We start from the raw sequence: 20,175 nt of genomic DNA on the forward strand, positions 1-20,175 counted from the left end.
ACACTAGCCTGATCAGACGATTCCATTGGCCCCTTAGCAGGCCCGAGTTAGCGCCCCGTTTAAGGGCAGGCCGGCCCTCCCTGCGGTGTGCAAGTCGGCAGGGGGACGACGACGCTGCCTGCCGCGCCGGTGGGACCCGCCGGGCTCGGCAGGCTTCCGCCTGTCTGCGGTGCGGGTAGTGGCGCGACGACCGGCTGGCGCGTCACCTCCGGTTTTTCGATCTCAGGCACCGTGCGCGCGGGAGTCGTCACCACTGCGCGTCTCGGGCGTTCGAGCGCGGGTGCCTGGTCCGAAGGCGGCGCCGTCCGGTAGATGGGACTGCCGGTACGTCCGAGCCCGGCGTCGACCGTCGGCGGCGGCCCGTAGGGGTTCCAGGACGGATCGCCGATGATGGTCCCGCTGATCGTATAGGCGTAGACGATATTCAGCAGTTCGTTTTCCGACGCATCGGTCGCACAATAGCGGAACCGCACCTGTATGGTGCCATAGCTGCGCAGAGGCGAGCGCTGGCTTTCCGGCGGACGTATCTGCTGCCATGCATAGAGGCAGGCGTCGCCGTCGCGCCGCCCGAAGGCATAGCCGAACGGACCGTAGTTGTTCTGAAGGAAATAGGGCGACTGGGCCAGGGGGACGCCCGGAACTGCCCGTCTTGCCTCCCGCATCATTTCCGATGCACGGACGGCCGAATAGGTTGCCGTCTTCTGATCGAGCCCGGCACCTGTCGGTCCGAAGAATGTGGCGCGCAGGTAGTTCTGTCCGGGTGTTGAAGCGGAGGTATGCAAATTGACGTCCTGCTCGACGGCGTTGCCGAAGCGCCGCTCGACCACGTTTAGGATGTCGGGCCCGCCGGGCGGCGGCAGGACGAGCGCGTTTTCCGTCGCTACGATGGTTGCGCCGGTCGGCACGCGGGCACCTTCACGGGCCGTGCAGCCTGCAAGGGACAGAGACGCGAGAACGATCAAACCGACGGCCTTGCCGCTGCACCGCAAACTGGCAACCTCCAACCTTGCCTTACAGGGACGCGCGTCTTCTTGAAACGCGCAAAGGCCGCTGCGGCACATCGAATAGCTACATGTTTCAATGAATCGGCTCGACGAAATGAAACACGCAGCAGGCAGGTAAGGAATGCAGGGGCCGCGCCACCCGCATTCCATATCTCAATCTCATGCCACGACCACGAATCGCGATCGGCCGGCACGCTAGAGATTGCATAGTGCAAGTGGAGGCTTTTTCAAACCCGCGGAGAAGGGGGCACGCAAGGCGGGGCCGTCCAAACGGCGCCCGGGGCCGCGGCGACTGGTCTGCCAGAGGCAGGCCGGTGCCCTTTTTGTCCAAGGAACATTTCTGATTGAGCGCGGTTCGTCGGGAGGGAGATTGAAGCCATGAACGTGCAGTCCGAACGCAGCCAGTCCCTTTGGATGGCAACCGCCGCGGAGCACCGGCCGCAGCTGCTTGCCGCCAATGAGCGAGCCGATGTCGTCGTGGTGGGCGCCGGTATCGCCGGTCTCTCGGTCGCCTACGAATTGTGCCGTGAAGGACAGTCGGTGATCGTCGTGGATCGGGGCGCTCTTGCCCGAGGCATGACGGCTCGCACAAGCGCGCATCTTGCCTCCGTCCTCGACGACTTTTACCACGAACTCATCAGGCTGCGTGGCCTCGAGGAGGCGCGGCAATACTTTCGCAGCCAGGTGGCGGCCCTTGATCGGGTGGAACAGATTCAGGCGTCCGAAAATATCGAGTGCGACTTCCGTCGCCTGGACGGCTATTTGTTCGCGGCGTCGGACGAAGACGTTTCCATCCTGGAGCGGGAGATCGATGCCTGTTACAGCCTCGGCTTCTCCGGCGTCGCCTGGGATGCATTGCCGGGTACTGGGGACGGCGGCGACCGCCGTTGTCTGCGCTTCCCGGACCAGGGACGGTTCCATCCGCTCAAATATCTCGACGGCCTCATCCGCTGCATCGAACGCGATGGCGGACGCCTATACGCAGAGACGCCAGTCGTAAGTGTCGAAGAGAAGGACGGCGAAACCATTGTCCGCACACGGGAAGGCCGCGAAATCCGCGCGCGAGCGGCGGTGATCGCGACGAATTCGCCGATCAACGACTGGATCGCGGTTCACACGAAGCAGGCACCATATCGCACCTATGTAATTGCCGGCCGAGTACCAAGCGGCTCGGTGGTCGACGCGCTGTACTGGGATACGCTGGACCCGTACCACTATGTGCGCCTGCAGCCGTCAGGCGCAGACCATGACTGGCTGCTTGTCGGCGGCGAGGACCACAAGACCGGACAGGTCGACGACCAGCCGGAGCGGCTAGCGAGGCTCACCGAATGGGCAAAGTCGCGCTTCCCGCAGATCGGCGATCCGGAATTTGCGTGGTCCGGCCAGGTCATGGAGCCAGTCGACCACCTCGCCTATATCGGCCGAAATCCCGGAAACAACAACGTCTTCGTTGTGACCGGCGATTCCGGCGAGGGCCTGTCGAACGGTGTCGCCGGTTCCTTGATCCTGCGCGATCTTGTCATGGGCCGTGAGAATATCTGGGCCGGCATCTATCAGCCCAGCCGGATCTCGATCGGCGCAGCTGGCGAGTACATTTCTGAAAACCTCACCATGCCGGCCAATCTCGCCGAACATCTCACTGGCGGGGAATTGTCGTCGCTCGACGAATTGAAGCCCGGCGACGGCGCCCTCATTCGTCGCGGCACTTCAAAGCTTGCCGCCTACCGCGATGACGGCGGCGAACTCCATGTTCGATCCGCGACTTGTACCCATGCCGGCTGTGTCGTGCACTGGAACAGTTTTGAGAGGTGCTGGGACTGTCCATGCCACGGCTCCCACTTTTCGGTGGATGGCGAGCCCCTGAACGCGCCTGCCTTCAAGCCGCTTGCGGCCGCTGACGAATAGGCGCCGCGGCGGGACCGCCATATCTTCCGGCCATGAGTGGCCCCCGGAACAACCGGCCGCTTGAGCCGTTCGAAGCAGGCTGTTGACAGGAAACCGGAACGGCGAGACGCCAAGTGCGCGATAAACTCGACTATGATTGCATTGTTCTCGGTGGTGGCCCTGCCGGCCTGGCGGCAAGCGTCTATCTGGCGCGCCTCAATCGGCATGTGGTCGTCGTCGACGAGGGGAATAGCCGCGCTTCTCTCATTCCGCGCTCTTACAATCATCCAGCCTTCCCGGATGGCGTCCCGGGTCAGGTGTTGCTCGACCGTATGCATGATCAAGCCGGCAAGTTCGGAGTCGAGCGTCTCGCCGCCCGTGCCGATCTGCTGGAGCGGGTAGCGGACGGCTTTCAGTGCAGAGTGGCCGGCCGCCTTCTCGGGAGCCGCGCGGTCATCTGCGCGACGGGCCTCCTCGACGTTCTTCCGCCCTGGCCGAATGCGAATGAACTCGTGCGGAATGGCAATCTCAGGCTATGCCCGATCTGCGACGGGTATGAGATCAACGGCGCACCGGTGGTCGTCATCGGCAACAACCGGCGGGCGCTGAAGGAAGCCGCATTTCTGCTGTCGTTCACCGACGACGTGACGGTGGCGACCCTGGGCGCCGAACCCGAGGGCCTGACGCCTGCGGACATCAGGCCGCCCATTCGGCTGCTCACCGCCCGATTGGCCCGGCACGCGCCCGTCCCCGAAGATCGCATGGCATTGGAATTCATGGGAGCGGCAACGATGGAGGCGGTGGCGGTCTATTCGGCGCTTGGCTGCAGGCCTCAGTCCCTCCTGGCGCAGGCAATCGGAGTGAAGCTTGACGAGGAAGGGCGGATACCGACCGATCGGCATCAGCGAACCGATGTCCGGTTCTTCTACGCGATCGGCGATGTGGTGACGGGCCTAAATCAGATGGGAGTCGCCATGGCGCAGGGAGAGATCGCCGCGGTCACCGCGCACAACGATCTGTCGGAGGCTTTCGGCAATCCTTGAGCGGGGTACTCGTCAGGGCCTCGCGCTCACGCGGGTGAAAGACGCCGCGCCAGGCCGATCTTCTCGAGTGTCGTTCGCAGCACCGCATCAAAGGCGACCTTCCTCCAAAGCTGCCGGTAACCGAGGCGTTGATAGAGTTCGAGCGCTCTCGCATTCGCAGCGGCCACTTCGATGTGCGCTTCGCAGTATCCGCGCTCCAGGATTTGTCTTTCGAGCGCTCTCACAAGCGCCGATCCGGCGCCTCGACCCTCGAATGCCGGAGCCACCCAGATGTCGCTGATCGTATTGTCCGCGTGCTCGCAGGCCCCGATGCCGGCAGCCTGGCCTTCGACCTCGGCTACCAGGACCTTTGACCGCATGTCCCGTAGAAATGGCAGGAACGGGTTATTCTGCTCGACCGCCAGCGCAACTTCCGGTGGGATGAGCGGCTTTATCCCCTTACACCAGGCCGAGAGCCCCAGCCGGGCAAGAGCCTCCACTTCGTCCGCTAAAGCCGGGCGCACGACAATCATGTGGTCTGTCCCTCCCGATAAGCGCCACGCCGCCGCTCACCACTCTATAGCGGGCCGGGCGATCATCAGCCAGAAAATCCCGAGGACCGCAGCAAAGGCCGGAAAACCGAAGGCGAACCACAGGTGAAAGAGCCGATAATAGCGTTTGGGCAATGGCTGCCCACCCTTGCTCGCGGCCTCGGCGAGCCTGCGCATCTCCATCTGCATCCAAACGACCGGCAGCCAGAATGCACCGGTGATCAGGTAGAGGAGGATCGACAGCAGGATCCAACCTTCCGTCAGGGAGTAACCGACATGCCAGGCGAGCGCCACCCCCGTCATCGGCTGCAGGACGACGGCGGTGGCGGTGAACAGGAAGTCGGCCAGGACAACGATGCGCGCAACCGAAGCGATCGTCTCGGCACGACCGGTGCGATGCGCCACCAGCATGAAAAACGCGATGCCCGCGCCCGTGCCCAACAGCACGGAGGCCCCGATGATGTGCAGGTACTTGAGAACGAAATAGAGCATCAGCGCTCCTCCAGGATCGCCAAGGCGGCGAGGTGCAGCACGATGATCGGCCAGATCTTCATCAGCGGGCCGAGCGGTTCATTCCACAACTCAGGGAGTAGTATCGTCCCGGCCAAGGCGTAGAAAAGGGAGAGGCCGATCGCACCGTAGAGCCCGGCGCGGCTCGTTCGACGAACCGCAATGGCAAGTCCGATGACGATGTCTGCGATCGCTCCGGCGACGACGCTGGGGCCAGCAAGCACCCCCGCGCCGGTGCGCTCCATCAGGTCGATGCCGATCTGGTAACCGGTCGTCAGCGATATGACGCCGGTAGCGATCCAGAACAACGACAACACGACGAAGATGACCGGCTTCAGGAGGTAGAGCCTGGCAAACCATCTTTCCTGAACCGTAATCGGCGTTCTCGCCAGCGCCACCGAGAGCGCGGTCGGTTCTATCCCGGTATTCTCCGACCACGCCCGGATGTCGCCCACGGCACCGCGGGTGATCTCCTTCTGCGCCGTGCTGCGCGTCGGCGGAAGCCAGCCGAGTGCCCCGGCGAGATCGCTGAGCTTATAGAGGAGACCTGCGAGCGGAGCGGGTATGTTGAGGATGCGGGCAGGGCTCCAGCCAAGCCAGTGCCGGTAGGTTCTCACGACATCTTCGAAGGAGAGGGGCTCCGGCCCTGCTATCTCCAGGATCAGTCGCTTGGGGGCACTCGGATGGACGAGCATCTCGACGGTGCGTGCCACGTCTTCGAGGCGCACGACCTGGAGCAGCCCGGTATTCGGCATGATCGGCAGGACGGGCAAAGCCGCCAGCCCACGGATGAGCGCACTGGCGCCAAAGGCGCCGGGGCCGAGCACAACGGAAGGGCGCAGAATGACCCAGTCGAGGTCCCTGGCCATCAGCGCCTCGTCGCCTTCGAGCTTGGTGCGCGAAAAGGGGGAAGGTTGCTGCTTTTCTACGCCCATGGCCGAGAAATGGATGACGCGGCGGACACCGGCCTGTTCGCAAGCTTGAAACAGGGCGGAGGGACCGCGGATATGGACGCCGGACGTATCGTGACCCGGCCCGTCCTGGAGTGTGCCTGCGCAATTTACAACGGCGGTTATGTTCAACAGATGCGGCAGCCAGTCTTCGGGCCGAACCGCTCGGGCAAGATCGAGTTCCACGGTTTCGCCGGTCTTTGACAGCGAAGAGCCCGGTCGAACCACGCGTACGACCGTCATGCCGCGCTCGAGAAGCTTCGCGCAGACGGCAGCGCCGATCAGCCCCGAAGCCCCTATCACAAGGACTCTCATCCTTCCCCCTTCTGTCGCCGGCGATTACCGTAATACCGCAGCCATTGCCGGCGCGTTGCACCTTACTGCTCCAACAGGCGCCGGGTGGAACATGTTCCGCGGATGGTGAACAGCGGATTATCGAGAGAGCCGGTTCAGTGCCTCGCGAAGCGTCGCGGCGGCCTCTTCCCGCTCGCCGGACGACATGAGGTCGGGCTCTGCATCAAGCTTCAGATGCGGGAGTTCCTTGTGAATCGCGTCGCAAGCGACGCTGAGATTGGCCCTAAAGTCGACGACTCGGAAGGTAGCGACCGGGTAGGCTAGGCCCTTGACCCGGACGCGTCCCACCTCCTCGCAATGGATCACATCCTGCACCTGCGCGAAGGTCTCGTAGGAAATCAGCACCGCGCCAGGCTCCGCTTCCTGCTCCAGTCGGGCGGTGAGATTCACGGCCCCGCCGATGATGGTATAGTCCATTCGATCTTCGCTGCCGAAATTGCCGACGGTGCAGTAGTCCGTGTGAATGCCTATTCGGCAGCGCAGCGGCGTCTCTATTCCGGCGCCGCGCCAAGTCTCGCCGAGTTCGGCCATCCGCTTCTGCATGGCAAGTGCCATCGAAACGCAGGCGATGGCGTCCTCCTTCACGCCGCTCGTCTCCGGATCGCCGAAGAACATCAGGATGGCGTCGCCGACATACTTGTCGATCGTGGCGCCGAAGGACAGGGCGATCTTCGACATTTCTGTCAGGTATTGATTGAGGAGCTGAGTGAGTTCCTCCGATTCCATCTTGTCGGTCGTCTCGGTGAAACCGGCGATGTCGGAGAAGCAGATCGTCAGTTTCTTGCGCTGGCTCGCGATGCTGACATCCTGCCGGCCGCTAAAGATCGAACTGTAGACCTGCGGGGCGAGGTATTTCGCCAGCTTGCTCGACAAGGCTTCGAGGGCGGCCGATTTTTCGGAAAGGTCCTGCTCGCGACGTTTCAGCTCCGTCACGTCGGAATAGACGGCCACCGTGCCGCCGCCCGAAATGCGGCGTTCGCTGATCTGCACCCAGCGATCCGGACCGCGCTGCTGCAGGATCGTTCCGACGGGATTGCGGTGCGCCGCGAGGCGCCGGGCGATCCACTCATCCTCCCGTCCGATGGCATCCTCGATCAGGCCGCGCTCCGCCGCGGCACGGATGATCGCCTCGAAATTCGTGCCGGAGACGACGGCGTCATCCATGCCCGGATAGAGTATCTCGCGATATCGGCTGTTGCAGAGGAGGAGCCGGTCCTCGCCATCATAGAGCGCGAAACCTTCGGAAATGCTCTCGATCGCGTCGATCAGGCGCTGGCGGGCTTCGGCGACGTCGCGCAGGTTCTTCTCTTCGACCTCGATCGCCGTGTCGCGGAAGACGCGCAACGCCTTGGCCATCCGGCCGATCTCGTCGCGCCCGGTATCCGGCAGCGTCACACGCAGGTTGCCGGCGGCAATGGCGAGCATGCTGTGGCTGAGCCCGGCAAGACGGGCAAGCAGGTTACGGTCGACATAGAGCCAAACGATCATTACCGAACTCAGCAGGCTTAGCAGGGCGGAGCCGAGCACGATCGCGGTGCCATAGCGCCGCACGGTCGCGGCTTCGGCGCCCGCTTCGGAAATATCCCGTTTCGCCGCCGCCACGAGGCGATCCACGGCAAGCGTCAGCTTGCGCGAAAGCTGATCGTTTTCCGCCACCAGCTTCTCGCCCTCTGCCAGGAGAGCAAGTTCTTCGCCGCGCGCGCCCGGAATGCTTGTTGGCCCGTCGATCAGCGCCTTGAACTCGTCGACGAGCTGACGGAAGCGCTTGCGCAATTGCTCGTCGAATTCGGGCGTGACGGCCTCCAGCGCGTTGACCGAGCGGTGCAGGGGAAACGAAAGCAGCGACAGGTCGCCCGGGGCCGGCACGACGGCAGCCTGCAAAAGCGTGTCGTTGATCGCCGCTATCTCGCGTTGCGCCGTTTGCTGCGGAATATAGGCGGCGATTGCCCGGGCGAGATCTCGCGTCGCCGCAGCTTCCGCTTCCGGCGACAGTGTCGGATCGACAGTCGCGGCCCGCCACCGCGGCACCTTGGAATTCATCACGAGAATGCCGGGCGCGACGAGCCGCTGGCTGGCATTGGTCGTCGCCGACAGGCGGCGCAGAAGCTCCTCCTTTCGGGCCACGGCGTCGAGACGCGCGGTCACGAGACCATTGAGGGCGTTCAGGTTGCGCCGCAGCCCCACTGCCGCCGCTTCGATTTCGGCAACGACCGCCGAGCTGAGCGCCGTTCCCCTCAAGGCGGCAAGCAATTCCTCCAGGCGCGTCATCTCGCTGCCGATCGCCGCTGATACCTCGGCGTGCCGGGCCTGGCTGCTCGATGCAAGCACGGCGGGAGCGGTGGCGGCGACGCGCTCGGCTTGGCGGGAGAGTTCGAGAGATAGAAGGGCGGACGGGGCCCGGCGCTCCGTTACCCGTTCGAGCACCTGGCCGAGCTGGAGAAAGGCGTATAGCGCGCCAGCGGTCGCAAGCACGGCGAAGGCACTGATGCCGAAGAAGGCGAGCAGCAGACGACCGCGAATGCCGAGACGATCAAACATCGCGGCCCCTCGCTCCGGCTGAGGCGGTCAACATCGTCCGCACGGATTTCTTCTCAGATGCGTGCTGCTGCGGTGAGCCGCCAGTTACTCCAGCGGCACGTACTCGCCACCCTTCCAAATATACCATACCCAGTTCTGAACGGTGAGGTCGCCCTTCTCGTCGAAATCGATCCGGCCGAGCACCGTATCGAACGCGTGGTTGCGCAGCGCCGCGATGACTTTCGGCGGTTCCAGCGACCCCGCTTTACGGACCGCCTGCGCCCAAACTTCGGCGGCGCCGTAGCTGTGCAACGTCCAGGAGTCGGGCTCGAAATTCTCCGCCCGGAAGCGCTCGACGACCTCAGCCGCCTCGGCATTGCGACGCGGGTCGGCGACGAAGGTAAAGAGTGTTCCTTCGGCAGCGGGGCCGGCGATCAGGCCGAAGGCCTCGGTTGCAGTGTCGTCACCGGAAATCACCTGCACCGGAAAGGCGCGCTCGCGCGCTGCACGAACCATGAGCGCCGCTTCCGTGTGATAACCGCCGAGATAGAGCACCGTGATACCTGCCCTTTGCAAATCCGCGATCTCGGCCGAGTAGTCGTCCTTCCCCGGTTCGTAGCTCTGATAGATCGCCTCGTTGACGCCGCGCTTATTCAACTGCTTCTTCGTCTCTTCGGCGAGACCCTTGCCGTAGGTCGTGTCGTCGTGAAGGATTGCGATCTTTTTGGTTCCCCACTGATCGGCCAGGTAGTTGCCGGCCTTCAAGCCCTGGGCATCGTCCCGACTGCAGACCCGGAAGACGTTGGCATGGCCTTGCTCGGTCAGGGCCGGATTGGTCGAGGACGGCGAAATCTGCAGCACGCCGGCCGCGGCGTAGATTTTGGAGGCGGGGATCGAAGCGCCCGAGCAGTAATGGCCGACGACGAAGACCGCACGGTCGGCGACGAGCTTCCGGGCGGCCGCAACGGCCTGCTGTGGATCGCAGAAATCATCCGCCACGATCAATCGAACCTGCTCGCCGAGGACGCCGCCGGCGGCATTGATCTCCGCGACTGCCATCTCCGCGCCGCGCTTCAACTGGGTGCCGGTCCAGGCGAGTTTGCCACTCATCGGGCCGGCAACACCGATCAGAACTTCCGCTTGAGCCGGAAAGCTGAGAGCAAGGGCAACGGCGGCAGCAAGGGCGAGAGGTCGGCGCATGAACACCTCCGCCTGCAATATACTCTTGATGCGCCGGTGCGGCTACGTGTGGTGGCGAAAGGTTGCGTGCCGCTTGAGCATGCCGGGACGTTCAGCAGTTGATCGGCGTCCCGTCCGCAACGTGAGCCCAATATTGCGGCAGCTCATCGTTGATCGTGTACCAGGGTGCCTTCGAGCCGACGAAAATGTGCTCGCTCGGCCGGATTGCCGGTTCGTCGGCGAGCGGACCGAGCGCGACATGCACATAGGCGCCATCGCGGACCACCGAATAGAGAAAGGAGCCGCATTTGCCACAGCGGGCGTTGTGCGCGTTCTCCTCGCCGTAGGTTTGGAGATGGTCTGCCCCTTTGGTGACGGTGAACTTCTCGCGCTCGATGCCGGCAAACGGCTTGAAGGCGGACGCGGTCGCCCGCCGGCAATCCGCGCAATGGCAGTTTGCGGCATAGCGGAATTCGTCGGCGACGACAAAGTGGACGGCGCCGCAGAGGCACCGTCCGGCTAGCATGCGAACGCTCTGGTCTGTCATGATGCTCCTCGTATCCTTGCGGCTTGCGTTACTGAGGTGAATTGCAAGGCGGATCAAATGGCTCCTGGGTCGACGCAAGTTCCTGAGCGATCTCCCAAACATGCCCCGACGGATCCGCAAAGGCGGCGGTGCGGCGTCCCCAAGGGCGATCGATCGGGCCGTTAAGCAGTCTCACGCCTCGACCCTCCAGGCTGGCGCAGGCGGCGTCTACATCCGCGACCCTGATCGTGAGCAGGATACGCGCGCCCGAACTCGCCGACGCCACCGGCAAAGGTTCGATCAGTTCCGGCGCCTGCGATGCGTGAAGCAGATTGATCATGGCGCCCTCGAACTTCAGTACGCAGGAGACGTCATCCTGGTACACGATTTCCGGCTCAAAAGCCTTCCTGTAAAAGGCCTTTGCCTCGCCGAGATCATCCACAAAAAGGGTCACGACTTCGAGCGCAACAAACAATGACAAGAATTCCTCCTCTTATGTACTTGGAGTTGCCGACCTGAACGTGATCGGTCGGCAACTCCAAGACGCAGCCGCAGCCTCCATTCCGACAAGGAGAGTGAAATCTTCCGCAAAGAATAGCGGATTTCAAGGCTGCAGATGTGAGGAGAACTTCCTCAGGTCAAGACGCTCCGCGCGGGGCAGGGGTGCGCGGCCAGCCGAAGGGCCGGTGCGAGGCGGATGCGACCTTTCCAATCAGACCAGCGGCGCTCCAATGATATCGATGCCGTTCGCGCTGCAGCACCGTGTCAGGGCAGCGATCATTTCCGGTGTCGGCGCCGACTGCGGCGGCAATTCCGGCCGATCGGCCGGGCGGCCCATCCGGCGCAGCAGTGTTTCGAAGTCCGAACCGCGGGTAATCGTCAGACACCGGGCCCCGCCGCCCGATTCGACGCGGAAGGTGTGGGCGAGGCCCTTCGGCGCAACAACCGTGTCGCCGGCAACGGCAATCCGCTCGCGGCCATCGATGTGAAAACGCATTCGGCCCTCGAGGATGTGAAAGACTTCGTCTTCCCGGCGATGCACGTGCAGTGGCGGAGAATCCCCGTAGGGCATCTGGTGCTCGACCATGCAGATGCCGTCGTTCCCCTTGCTCGAGGAGACGTGGATCGCGACGAGCGTGTTGTTGAACCAGAAGAGTTCCTTGCCTTCTGAGGTGTCGCTAGTGATTGACATAGCGGCTTGCTCCTTTGCCTTATGTGACGTGGCGTCGCGGGTGACTTACCGGCCGACCGGGTCGAGCGGAAATCGAATGATCGTATGGGGCGAATTGACGGGATGAATTTAAATGCTCTGGACCTCAATCTGGTGCGGGTGCTCGATGCCCTGCTGCGGGAAAGAAGCGTCACCCGCGCCGGCGATCGGATCGGCTTGAGCCAGCCTGCCGTCAGCGCGGCACTCAACCGCTTGCGTCACGCGCTCAATGATCAGTTGTTTGTCCGGCGCGGCAACGAGATGGTGCCGACGCCCCGGGCGGAGAGCCTGGCGGAGCCGGTGCGGGTGGCGCTGCGCGAAATCGAACGCGTTTTTCACTCAGCCAAGAGGTTCGAGCCTGCGGAGCTTGAGCGCACCTTCACGCTGATGGGGGCCGATTTCTTTTCTATGCTGCTGATGCCGTCCCTGGCAGCGCGCATCACGCACACGGCGCCTGCCGTGTCACTCCGTTTTCTCGACAGCGCGCGCGGCGATGTCGCACGGCTGCTTCAGGACGACGAGGTCGACGCGGCGCTCGAGCGGCCGCTGGAGGTGCCCGACTGGGTCTCGAGTGCCCTTCTCTTTCACTCACCCTTTGCGATCATCGCAGCCAAGGACAATATCGCGATCGGCCGGGCTGGGATCGGCGAGAATGGACTTCTGCCGATCGAAATCTTCTGCGAACTTCCGCATGCCATCCGCTCGATCGACGGTTCGATGTCGGGCTTTACTGACGATGCCCTCGCCAAGATCGGGCGGGCGCGCCGCGTGAGCCTGGCTTTGCCGCACTTCCAGGCCGTGGCGTTGGCCGTGGCAAGCGGGAATTACCTCGCCGCTGTTCCTCGCCAATTCGCAGTTTCGGCCGCGCGGAGCCTGCTGATTGCCATCTATGAGCCACCGCTTACGATCCCCGTTCCGGAGATCAGGATGTATTGGCACGCCCGTCACGACGACGAGCCGCCGCATCGCTGGCTGCGCGGTCAGATCCTCGGGACCGTCGACATCCTCGGATTCCCCGAAGCGGGAGTCGCGTGAGATCAATCGGATAGGGCTGCACTCCCGGACTTGGTCTTCGCACGCATTGCTTCGTCGGCCTTGCCGATATTTTTGCGCCGCCTGTCGAGCCAGTGCATCGCCGGGGTGACAGTGAGCCCGTGCGTAACGATGGAAATCAGCACGATCAAGGCGACGGCGGACCACATGACGTCGACCTCTTCGAAACGCGCCACCCCGGTGGCAAAGGCGAGATAGTAGATCGAGCCCAGGCCGCGGATCCCGAAGACGGCGATCGCCGCCCTTTCACCCTTTGGCAAGGTCGATGGCAGGCTCACCCATCCGGTGGCCGGCCGGGCAATGGCCAGGACGAAGAGGGCAAAGGCGACCACGCGCCAATCGAGGTCGACAATGAAGTGTCCGAGGCTGACGGCGGCGCCGAAGCAGACGAGAAGCACCATCATCAGGAGCCTTTCGATCTGCTCGGAGAAGTCGTGCAGTTCCTTGTGAAATTCGTGGTGTCGCTCGACGGTGCGGAAGGAGAGCGCGGCCACGAACACGGCGACGAATCCATAGCCGTGGACGAGTTCCGTCAGGCTGTAGGCGAGGCAGGTGATCCCCAAGGCGACGAAACCGTCGCCCGTGCGCACGAGCGCAGCGCCCTTCGGAAGGCGAAACGTGGCAAAGCCGAGCGCCTTGCCGACAATCCATCCCATCACGATGCCGGCGAAGAGCCGCCAGGTGACATCCAGCAGCAGCCACCCGGCGAACCAGTCCGGCTCATCGGAGGCGAGTGCGATCGCAATTGCCAAATACACGAACGGAAAGCTCAGGCCGTCGTTCAAGCCGGCTTCGGACGTCAGCGCGAACCGAACTTCGTCCTCGGTTCCCGTCTCCGGCGGTCCTACCTGGACATCGCTCGCCAGGACCGGGTCGGTTGGTGCCAGGCAGGCGGCGAGCAGAATGGCGGAAGCTGCTCCAAGACCGAGTATCAGCGAGGCGCCGGCGGCCATCACGGCGATCCCCAGCGGCATCGCAATGCCCAGGAGCCGCCAGGTGAGAGCCCAGTTGCGCAGGCCGATCGGCCGGTCGATCTTCAGTCCGGCACCCATCAGCGCGACGATGACGGTGAACTCCGTCATATGCTCGATGACGAGCCGACTGTCGAACGAGCCGAGATCGACGACCGGTCTGAGTATAGTGTGTCCGGCCAGGGCGCCGATGGCGATGCAGAAGATGGGCAGTGAAAGCGGCAGGCGGCGAAACGCCATGGGAATCCAGGCGGTCAGCAGGATGACCAGCCCAAACAGCCCAAGCGTTATGTCGTAGTGCTCCATCCGCGGTACCTCTCAGTCGATCAACGCTGGGGCTGGATCGAGATCGAAGGTCACGAGGGGATTTGTGGGCATGATAGCTCCGAAAGACGCGCAGCAAGATCGTAAAAAACGCGTCTGCCGCGTCTGACGTTCCCGTCGACCACGATCAACGGTCATTGATGCGCAACATCTGGAATCCGAAGCTTGGCGCACCAATATCATTGCATGAGCAACAAACCTGCTTTGATCGGAGGGTCAAAGGGAAATGCATATGCGCTTTTCGGATCTCGCCATTGACGACCCTGAAATCTCGATGCTCCGGCGCGTTCATGTCTATGCTTGCTCCTCCAGGGAGCTGGAGCCGGAAAGTGAAGAGGGTGCTAAAATAGGCAGGATGCTTTTTCACCTATACCAGCAAGGCGTAAGGAGCGAAATCGCCCTGATGCGGATGTTAACGACGGGCGACGCGACACCCGAAATGATCAACGACTAGCGGTTGATCTTCGCCTTGTTCGGGCGCTCGACCGCGGGGGCGAGACATCTCGTTGCCTGCATTCGGGAACCTGCTGCGGCCTTGCGTGAACAATTGTGGTGTTGAAGCGTTTTTCTTGAACCTCGCAACGATGTGGAGGATCGGGCATGCGTCGCGATATGCAGCGTTACATGATGATCGAACTGATCGCCCTTTTCGCTGCGCTTGCCGTGGTCGCGGCGGTGATGGTGGTCACCCTGCTTCCGGGCTGACGCCTGTCGATGGGCGGGCGGAAGGTTGGCCGGCGGAGGCTTGGACTTGTCGACTGAGCCGCACCGTTGGCAAGATCGCCCTTCCGATCAAGTGAGCCTCTAGAAACCCCTGAGTTGGGCCAGAGGAAAAGAGGGCAACGCCAAATACCGATGACTGAGCACCAGAGAGAGTTTTCCCCTGCGAACGAGTATGACGTGCGGCGACTGCCATTCGCAAAGCGCCTCGAGGATCTATTGCCCGGCGATTGCATCTGGCCCATCAACAGCGGTGGACCCTATCTCTTCTGCGCCGCCAAGGCCGTCGGCAAATACTGTCCCCATCACAAGACAAGGCTGATACATAAGCGCGGCAGCGGTCATGCCACGAATGAACCGCAAACCCGTTAGGATCGATTGTTCTTGTCTCCGCTGGCGCTTGGCGGGTTAGGGTCGATCGTCTTCACGCCGTCGGCATTGACTTTCGTGTCTTCGATACGCGTTGCATTGCTTGTCGGAAAGCGGTCGACGTAGAAATAGAACAGTGCGCTGGCGAGGATGATGATGGCGGCGCCGATCAGCGCGAAACGCTCCCAATTTCTGTTCATGTCTGCATCTCCCGTCCAGTATCGAACAAAACTGCGGCAGGGGGCGATTGTTCCGGGACGGCGCGCGGCGACTGGTCAAATCCTCGGCGCGCTGGAACAAGGAAGTTCCCCGAAAGTTGGGCGCTAGCTTAGGATCGAGAGTAACACCGGACATGCCTCGATGAACGCTAAGGACGTCGATCTTACGAAGGCAATGGAGACCGCCGATCCGGGCAGGGGGCGCAGTGCAGCCACGCCGGGAGAGATACCGGCGAAAGGGTTGCGCGACGTGTTCTGGCGGGTGATGTCCGAGATCTCCGAGGAGCGCGTCTTCCTGATCGCGGCAGGGGTAAGCTTTTACCTGCTGCTGGCGCTGTTTCCGGCTCTGGGCGCGCTCGTCTCGCTTTACGGGTTTATCGCAAATCCCTCCGATATAGGCGCGCATATGGCCGTGTTGGACGAGCTCCTGCCGCCCGGCTCGTACAGTATGATTACGGATCAGCTGACGTCTCTTGCCACGCAGAAGACGTCGACCCTCAGCCTTGGCTTCATCGGCGGACTGTTGGTCTCGCTCTGGAGTGCGGCCAACGGCATTGCTGCACTCTTCGACGCCATGAACGTCGCTTATGGGGAAAAGGAGAAGAGAGGGATCGTTTCTAGAACGCTCCTGTGCCTTGCCTTCACCTTTGCCGCATTGCTTTTTGCCGTCGTCCTCATCGTGGCGATCGGCGTCATTCCGGCCTTGCTCGCCTATCTATGGCTGGATCGCTGGATTGAGATCCTGACGAGAGTGGCGCGGTGGCCGGCCATTCTGCTGCTCGGGACCCTCGGCACCGTGCTCATCTATCGTTATGGACCGAGCCGCGAGCGGGCCAAGCTGCGGTGGCTGAACTGGGGCGCCGTATTCAGCACATTGCTGTGGCTCGCCGCCTCATGGGTATATTCCTACTATCTGGAAAATTTCGCGAACTACAACGCGACCTATGGCGCACTCGGCGCGCTGATTGGCTTCATGATGTGGGTCTGGATTTCCATGGTCATCCTGATCACCGGCGCTCTCCTTAACGCCGAGCTCGAGCATCAGACGGCGGTCGATTCCACCACTGGAGAGCCGATGCCGATGGGCGAACGCGGGGCTTTTGTCGCCGATACGCTCGGAAAGGCTGCGGATTAGCCGTCGAGGGCGCCTGAGCGACGGCCGGCGCGCCCTCTACCTCACGAGATTGAGATTTTACGCTGGCCTTTGCACGCAATACGCTCATAGCCTGGACATCCAAGGGAGGCATGCCATGAAACGCATGGCACTTATCGTGACGGTATTGGCCTGTTCGGTCGGCCCGGCTGTTGCTCAGGACACGTCGATGAGCTTCTTCGTCACCAGCTCCAATCCGGGCAAGGGCGGTGATCTCGGCGGACTTGCGGGCGCCGATGCCCATTGCGGCGCGCTGGCGGCGGCCAGCGGCTCGACCGGCAAGACCTGGAGGGCGTATCTGTCTACCGAAACGGAGAACGCCAAGGACCGTATCGGGACAGGGCCCTGGTACAACGCCAAGGGCGAAAAGATCGCCGACGATGTCGCTGCGCTTCATGGCGAGACCAACAACCTGACCAAACAGACCGCGCTCAACGAGAAGGGCGAAGTCATCAACGGTCGGGGCGACACGCCGAACCGCCACGACATTCTGACCGGCACGAAGCCGGACGGAACCGCCGCCGCGGAAACCTGCGGCAACTGGACGATGGGCGGCGCGGAGGGTGCTGCAATCGTCGGCCACAGCGACCGCACCGGTACCGACGACTCGGCCGCGGCCAAATCCTGGAACTCTTCCCATTCGACGCGAGGCGGATGCACGATTGAGGCCTTCAAGGGCACCGGAGGAGACGGCCTCTTCTATTGCTTCGCGACCGATTGAGGATCGGCTGAAGCTGCAGAGGCGACATTACACGTAGCGGGCCAGCATTGAGCGTATGAAAGTCCTGCAGGCAAGGGCAAGAGCCTGCAGGAGCGGGCGGCGTCCGTCGACCAGAGCGTTGAACAGGCGGCGCAGCAAGGAGCTCGCGTGCCGGAGTGCTCTCCTCGACCGCCGCTCATCCTTAGTTGAGAAAATCGGCCCGATGTGGGGTAAAGCTATCGACGAGACGGCCCTCCTCCAGCGCCTTGACGCCATGGACCACCCCGGACGGCACGATGAAACTGTCGCCGGCGGAAAGAACCTGGGTCCGCCCGCCGACCGTCACCTCGAAGCTCCCCGCCGCGACATAACTGGCCTGAACGTGCGGGTGAGAATGGGGAGCGCCGATGGCTCCCTCCTCGAAGGCGAATTCCACCAGCATCAATTCGTCCGTCGAGAGGATCACCCGGCGCCGATTGCCCTCTCCGAGATCTATCCATTCGCCTTCGTTACCGCGGGCGAAAAGTTTCCTATCCATGATCGTCTCCTATCTCGCGAGCCAGCCGCCGTCTACCGGAATGACGGCGCCGTGCATGTAGTCGGAAGCCGTGGCAAGCAGAAACACGGTCGCATCGCCGATATCGTCCGGCGTGCCCCAGCGGCCGGCCGGGATGCGCTCCAGAATGGCCGCGCTTCGCTTTTCGTCGGCGCGGAGCGCCTCGGTGTTGTTGGTAACGATATAGCCGGGCGCCACGGCATTCACGTTGATGCCCCTGGCCGCCCATTCGCAGGCGAGAACCCTGGTGATGCCCAGCGCGCCATGCTTCGACGCGGTGTAGGAGGCGACGCGGATACCTCCCTGGAAGGAAAGCAGCGAGGCAATATTGACGATCTTGCCGCGCCGTCCCTCGGCAAGCAGCCGGCGGCCATAGGCCTGGCTCAGGAAGAACAACGAACTGAGATTGATATCGATGACGTCGTCCCAGTCGGCTTCGCTGAAATCAACCGCGTCGGCGCGGCGGATGATTCCGGCATTGTTGACCAGGCCGTCAAGAAAACCATGCTCGCGCCACAATTGGTCGATCAGCGAACGGCTCGCTTCGCGGTCCGCAAGATCGGCATGCGCGGAAATGAAGCTTCCGCCTGCCTCCGAGACCTTCGTCTCGGTTTCGTCCATGGCGGAGCGGCCGACGCCGATCACTGTTCCGCCGGCGCGGGCGATCGCCACGGCCACGCCCTGGCCGATGCCGGTATTGGCGCCGGTGACGATGATGCGGCGGCCGGCGAGGCTGAAGGCCGACGGAACGCTCACTTCAGCGCCTCCATCGGCACTATCTCCACATCGGTATAATCGACATTGTCGCCGGCCATGGCCCAGATGAAGGCATAACTGGACGTGCCGCAGCCGGAATGGATGGACCAGGGCGGCGAAATCACCGCCTCCTCCTCCGCCATCACGATATGGCGTGTTTCGCTCGGTTCGCCCATCAGATGCAGAATGCGTGCCCCGTGCGCTAGGTCGAAATAGAGATAGGCTTCCATGCGCCGATCGTGAACGTGGCAGGGCATGGTGTTCCAGACGGAGCCGGGCGCAAGTTGCGTCATGCCGACGACGAGTTGGCAGGTCTTCACGCCTTCCGGGTGAATGAATTGGAAGATCGAGCGCTCGTTCGAGGTGGCCGCGCTGCCGAGATCGAGCCGTTTGGCATCGCCGATGCGGATATGGCGCGCCGGCAATGCCTGGTGGGCGGGCGCGCTGAGCAGATAAAATTTGGCGGGGGCGGCCGGATCTTCGGACGAGAAGGAGACGTCCTCGCCCATGCCCGCATAGATCATGTCGCGCGGCTCGAGCCGGAAGCTTTCGCCACCGACCTCGACGTGGCCGGCGCCGCCGATATTGACGGCGATGAGCTCACGCCGGTCGAGGAAGCGGGGCGTGCCTGTCGGGCGGATGGACTCCAGCGGCAGGGGTGCGTGGACCGGCATCGCGCCGCCGACGATCATCCGGTCGTAATGGGTATAGGTCAGTGAAATGCGGCCCGGCCTGAACAGCCCCGAAATGTGGAAATTCGCGCGAAGCGCATCGGTATCCATGCGCGCGGCGGCTTCGGGGTCGATGGCGTGACGGATGGCATAGTCGATATGGGTTGCGGTCATCGGCGTGTTGTCCTCGGATTTGCAAGAAAGGAAGTCAGTCCCGGCGGGTTGTCGTGTCCAAAATCCATTTGGCCTGCTGACCGCTCAGCCGCACGCGATAGCGTTCCTGGCTGGCGGTAAGATGGGCGCGCATGGCGGCGCGGGCAGCGTCCGGATCGCTGGCGGAAATCGCCTTGAGGATCGCCAGATGCTCGCGCTGCAGGCCCTCCTGATATTCGCGCGACAGGATGCTGTCGGTGCCCCAGGGCGAGGCGATGTCGCAGGGGATCGCCCGCATGCCAAGCGCATCGAGAACTTCCACATAGTAGGGATTGTTGGTCGCAACGGCGATCGCCCGGTGGAAGGCGAAGTCGCTCTTGCCGGTCGCCTCGCCGCGCTCGAGCAGCCGTTCGAATTCAAAGAAGGCCTCCTGGATCTGCGCCTCCTGGGCGGCATTGCGCCGAAGCGCCGCAAGCCCGGCGCTCTCTATCTCAAGCCCCATCCGCACTTCGATGACGTTCAGGGCATGGGAGATCCGGTTGCCGACGTCGAGGCTGATCGAGCCGAAAGCAAGTGTCGGGTGATCCTTGACGAAGACACCGGCTCCCTGTCGCGCCTCGACCAGGCCATCTGCGGCAAGGGTCGCGATCGCCTCGCGCACCACGGTCCGGCTGACGCCGTAAAACGCGCTCATCCGGCTCTCCGTCGGCAGCTTGTCGCCAGGCGGGATTTCGCCTTTCAGAACCTGCTCCCGGATCGCGCTTGCAACGCGTTCGGAAAGCTTCGGCTTGCGCTCCATCCTGGATTCGGCCGGGGAGTCCATG

At 63.0% G+C, this 20,175-nt stretch carries 21 protein-coding genes; 6 read left to right on the forward strand and 15 right to left on the reverse strand.

The features are described 5' to 3' along the window. Positions 1-59: 59 nt before the first annotated feature. Positions 60-989 (reverse strand): cellulose biosynthesis protein BcsN, encoded by a 930-nt coding sequence (bcsN, locus tag NXT3_RS28115; protein ID WP_104841113.1) that lies wholly within the window; start codon positions 987-989, stop codon positions 60-62. Between the two features lie 393 nt (positions 990-1,382). Between bcsN and NXT3_RS28120 the strand changes: the two genes are divergently transcribed. Beyond that, entirely contained in the window at positions 1,383-2,909 is a 1,527-nt protein-coding gene (locus tag NXT3_RS28120; RefSeq protein ID WP_104841114.1) for an FAD-dependent oxidoreductase, read from the forward strand. Positions 2,910-3,022: 113 nt separating this feature from the next. Further along, positions 3,023-3,931, forward strand: coding sequence for an NAD(P)/FAD-dependent oxidoreductase (locus NXT3_RS28125; RefSeq protein ID WP_104841115.1), 909 nt, complete (start codon positions 3,023-3,025; stop codon positions 3,929-3,931). A 26-nt stretch (positions 3,932-3,957) separates the two neighbouring features. Here NXT3_RS28125 and NXT3_RS28130 read toward each other — a convergent pair whose 3' ends face one another. The 8 genes from NXT3_RS28130 to NXT3_RS28165 form a co-directional block, all read right to left on the reverse strand. After that, positions 3,958-4,443, reverse strand: coding sequence for a GNAT family N-acetyltransferase (locus NXT3_RS28130; RefSeq protein ID WP_097538903.1), 486 nt, complete (start codon positions 4,441-4,443; stop codon positions 3,958-3,960). A 36-nt stretch (positions 4,444-4,479) separates the two neighbouring features. After that, on the reverse strand, positions 4,480-4,953 hold the full coding sequence (locus NXT3_RS28135; RefSeq protein WP_104841116.1) for a DUF2269 family protein: 474 nt from the start codon (positions 4,951-4,953) through the stop codon (positions 4,480-4,482). Next, on the reverse strand, positions 4,953-6,236 hold the full coding sequence (locus NXT3_RS28140; RefSeq protein WP_097524672.1) for an SDR family oxidoreductase: 1,284 nt from the start codon (positions 6,234-6,236) through the stop codon (positions 4,953-4,955). The genes NXT3_RS28135 and NXT3_RS28140 overlap by 1 nt, the downstream gene beginning before the upstream one ends. 117 nt (positions 6,237-6,353) lie before the next feature. After that, positions 6,354-8,813, reverse strand: a complete 2,460-nt coding sequence (locus NXT3_RS28145; protein ID WP_097524671.1) for an adenylate/guanylate cyclase domain-containing protein — start codon at positions 8,811-8,813, stop codon at positions 6,354-6,356. An 84-nt stretch (positions 8,814-8,897) separates the two neighbouring features. Next, positions 8,898-9,992 (reverse strand): branched-chain amino acid ABC transporter substrate-binding protein, encoded by a 1,095-nt coding sequence (locus NXT3_RS28150; RefSeq protein ID WP_104841117.1) that lies wholly within the window; start codon positions 9,990-9,992, stop codon positions 8,898-8,900. 91 nt (positions 9,993-10,083) lie between these two features. Continuing rightward, on the reverse strand, positions 10,084-10,518 hold the full coding sequence (locus NXT3_RS28155) for a GFA family protein (RefSeq protein WP_104841118.1): 435 nt from the start codon (positions 10,516-10,518) through the stop codon (positions 10,084-10,086). Positions 10,519-10,546: 28 nt separating this feature from the next. Beyond that, positions 10,547-10,978, reverse strand: a complete 432-nt coding sequence (locus tag NXT3_RS28160) for a VOC family protein (RefSeq protein WP_097524669.1) — start codon at positions 10,976-10,978, stop codon at positions 10,547-10,549. Positions 10,979-11,209: 231 nt separating this feature from the next. Beyond that, positions 11,210-11,689, reverse strand: coding sequence for a cupin domain-containing protein (locus NXT3_RS28165; protein ID WP_104841119.1), 480 nt, complete (start codon positions 11,687-11,689; stop codon positions 11,210-11,212). 102 nt (positions 11,690-11,791) lie between these two features. Between NXT3_RS28165 and NXT3_RS28170 the strand changes: the two genes are divergently transcribed. Continuing rightward, positions 11,792-12,742, forward strand: a complete 951-nt coding sequence (locus NXT3_RS28170; RefSeq protein ID WP_104841120.1) for a LysR family transcriptional regulator — start codon at positions 11,792-11,794, stop codon at positions 12,740-12,742. Between the two features lie 2 nt (positions 12,743-12,744). Here the strand turns inward: NXT3_RS28170 and NXT3_RS28175 are convergent, their stop codons facing one another. Beyond that, positions 12,745-14,037 carry a cation:proton antiporter gene (locus NXT3_RS28175; RefSeq protein WP_104841121.1) on the reverse strand — a complete coding sequence of 431 codons (1,293 nt, stop codon included), beginning with the start codon at positions 14,035-14,037 and terminating at the stop codon, positions 12,745-12,747. A 244-nt stretch (positions 14,038-14,281) separates the two neighbouring features. On the opposite strand from NXT3_RS28175, the gene NXT3_RS28180 reads away from it, so the two are divergent. Then, positions 14,282-14,509 carry a hypothetical protein gene (locus NXT3_RS28180; RefSeq protein ID WP_199773409.1) on the forward strand — a complete coding sequence of 76 codons (228 nt, stop codon included), beginning with the start codon at positions 14,282-14,284 and terminating at the stop codon, positions 14,507-14,509. Between the two features lie 634 nt (positions 14,510-15,143). On the opposite strand, the gene NXT3_RS28190 is transcribed toward NXT3_RS28180, so the two are convergent. Continuing rightward, positions 15,144-15,344 carry a hypothetical protein gene (locus tag NXT3_RS28190; RefSeq protein WP_104841124.1) on the reverse strand — a complete coding sequence of 67 codons (201 nt, stop codon included), beginning with the start codon at positions 15,342-15,344 and terminating at the stop codon, positions 15,144-15,146. Positions 15,345-15,504: 160 nt separating this feature from the next. Between NXT3_RS28190 and NXT3_RS28195 the strand changes: the two genes are divergently transcribed. Together NXT3_RS28195 and NXT3_RS28200 are read left to right on the forward strand one after the other, a co-directional pair. Further along, complete coding sequence (locus NXT3_RS28195; protein WP_097524662.1) at positions 15,505-16,497, forward strand: YihY/virulence factor BrkB family protein; 993 nt, start codon at positions 15,505-15,507, stop codon at positions 16,495-16,497. A gap of 115 nt (positions 16,498-16,612) precedes the next feature. Further along, positions 16,613-17,236, forward strand: a complete 624-nt coding sequence (locus NXT3_RS28200; protein ID WP_104841125.1) for a hypothetical protein — start codon at positions 16,613-16,615, stop codon at positions 17,234-17,236. A gap of 181 nt (positions 17,237-17,417) precedes the next feature. Here the strand turns inward: NXT3_RS28200 and NXT3_RS28205 are convergent, their stop codons facing one another. From NXT3_RS28205 to NXT3_RS28220, 4 genes are read right to left on the reverse strand one after another with little or no spacing between them, the layout of a single operon-like run. Beyond that, the gene (locus NXT3_RS28205; RefSeq protein ID WP_104841126.1) at positions 17,418-17,753 is read right to left on the reverse strand and encodes a cupin domain-containing protein; all 336 of its coding nucleotides are present in this window, start codon (positions 17,751-17,753) and stop codon (positions 17,418-17,420) included. A 9-nt stretch (positions 17,754-17,762) separates the two neighbouring features. Further along, positions 17,763-18,527 carry a 2-dehydro-3-deoxy-D-gluconate 5-dehydrogenase KduD gene (gene kduD, locus NXT3_RS28210; RefSeq protein WP_104841127.1) on the reverse strand — a complete coding sequence of 255 codons (765 nt, stop codon included), beginning with the start codon at positions 18,525-18,527 and terminating at the stop codon, positions 17,763-17,765. Then, positions 18,524-19,372, reverse strand: coding sequence for a 5-dehydro-4-deoxy-D-glucuronate isomerase (kduI, locus tag NXT3_RS28215; protein ID WP_104841128.1), 849 nt, complete (start codon positions 19,370-19,372; stop codon positions 18,524-18,526). Before kduI ends, kduD begins: the two co-directional genes overlap by 4 nt. Positions 19,373-19,406: 34 nt before the next feature. Further along, the gene (locus tag NXT3_RS28220; RefSeq protein WP_176536569.1) at positions 19,407-20,174 is read right to left on the reverse strand and encodes a FadR/GntR family transcriptional regulator; all 768 of its coding nucleotides are present in this window, start codon (positions 20,172-20,174) and stop codon (positions 19,407-19,409) included. Between the last annotated feature and the right edge of the window lies 1 nt (position 20,175).

Origin of the sequence: Sinorhizobium fredii (genome assembly GCF_002944405.1) — a bacterium.
Taxonomy (GTDB): domain Bacteria; phylum Pseudomonadota; class Alphaproteobacteria; order Rhizobiales; family Rhizobiaceae; genus Sinorhizobium; species Sinorhizobium fredii_C.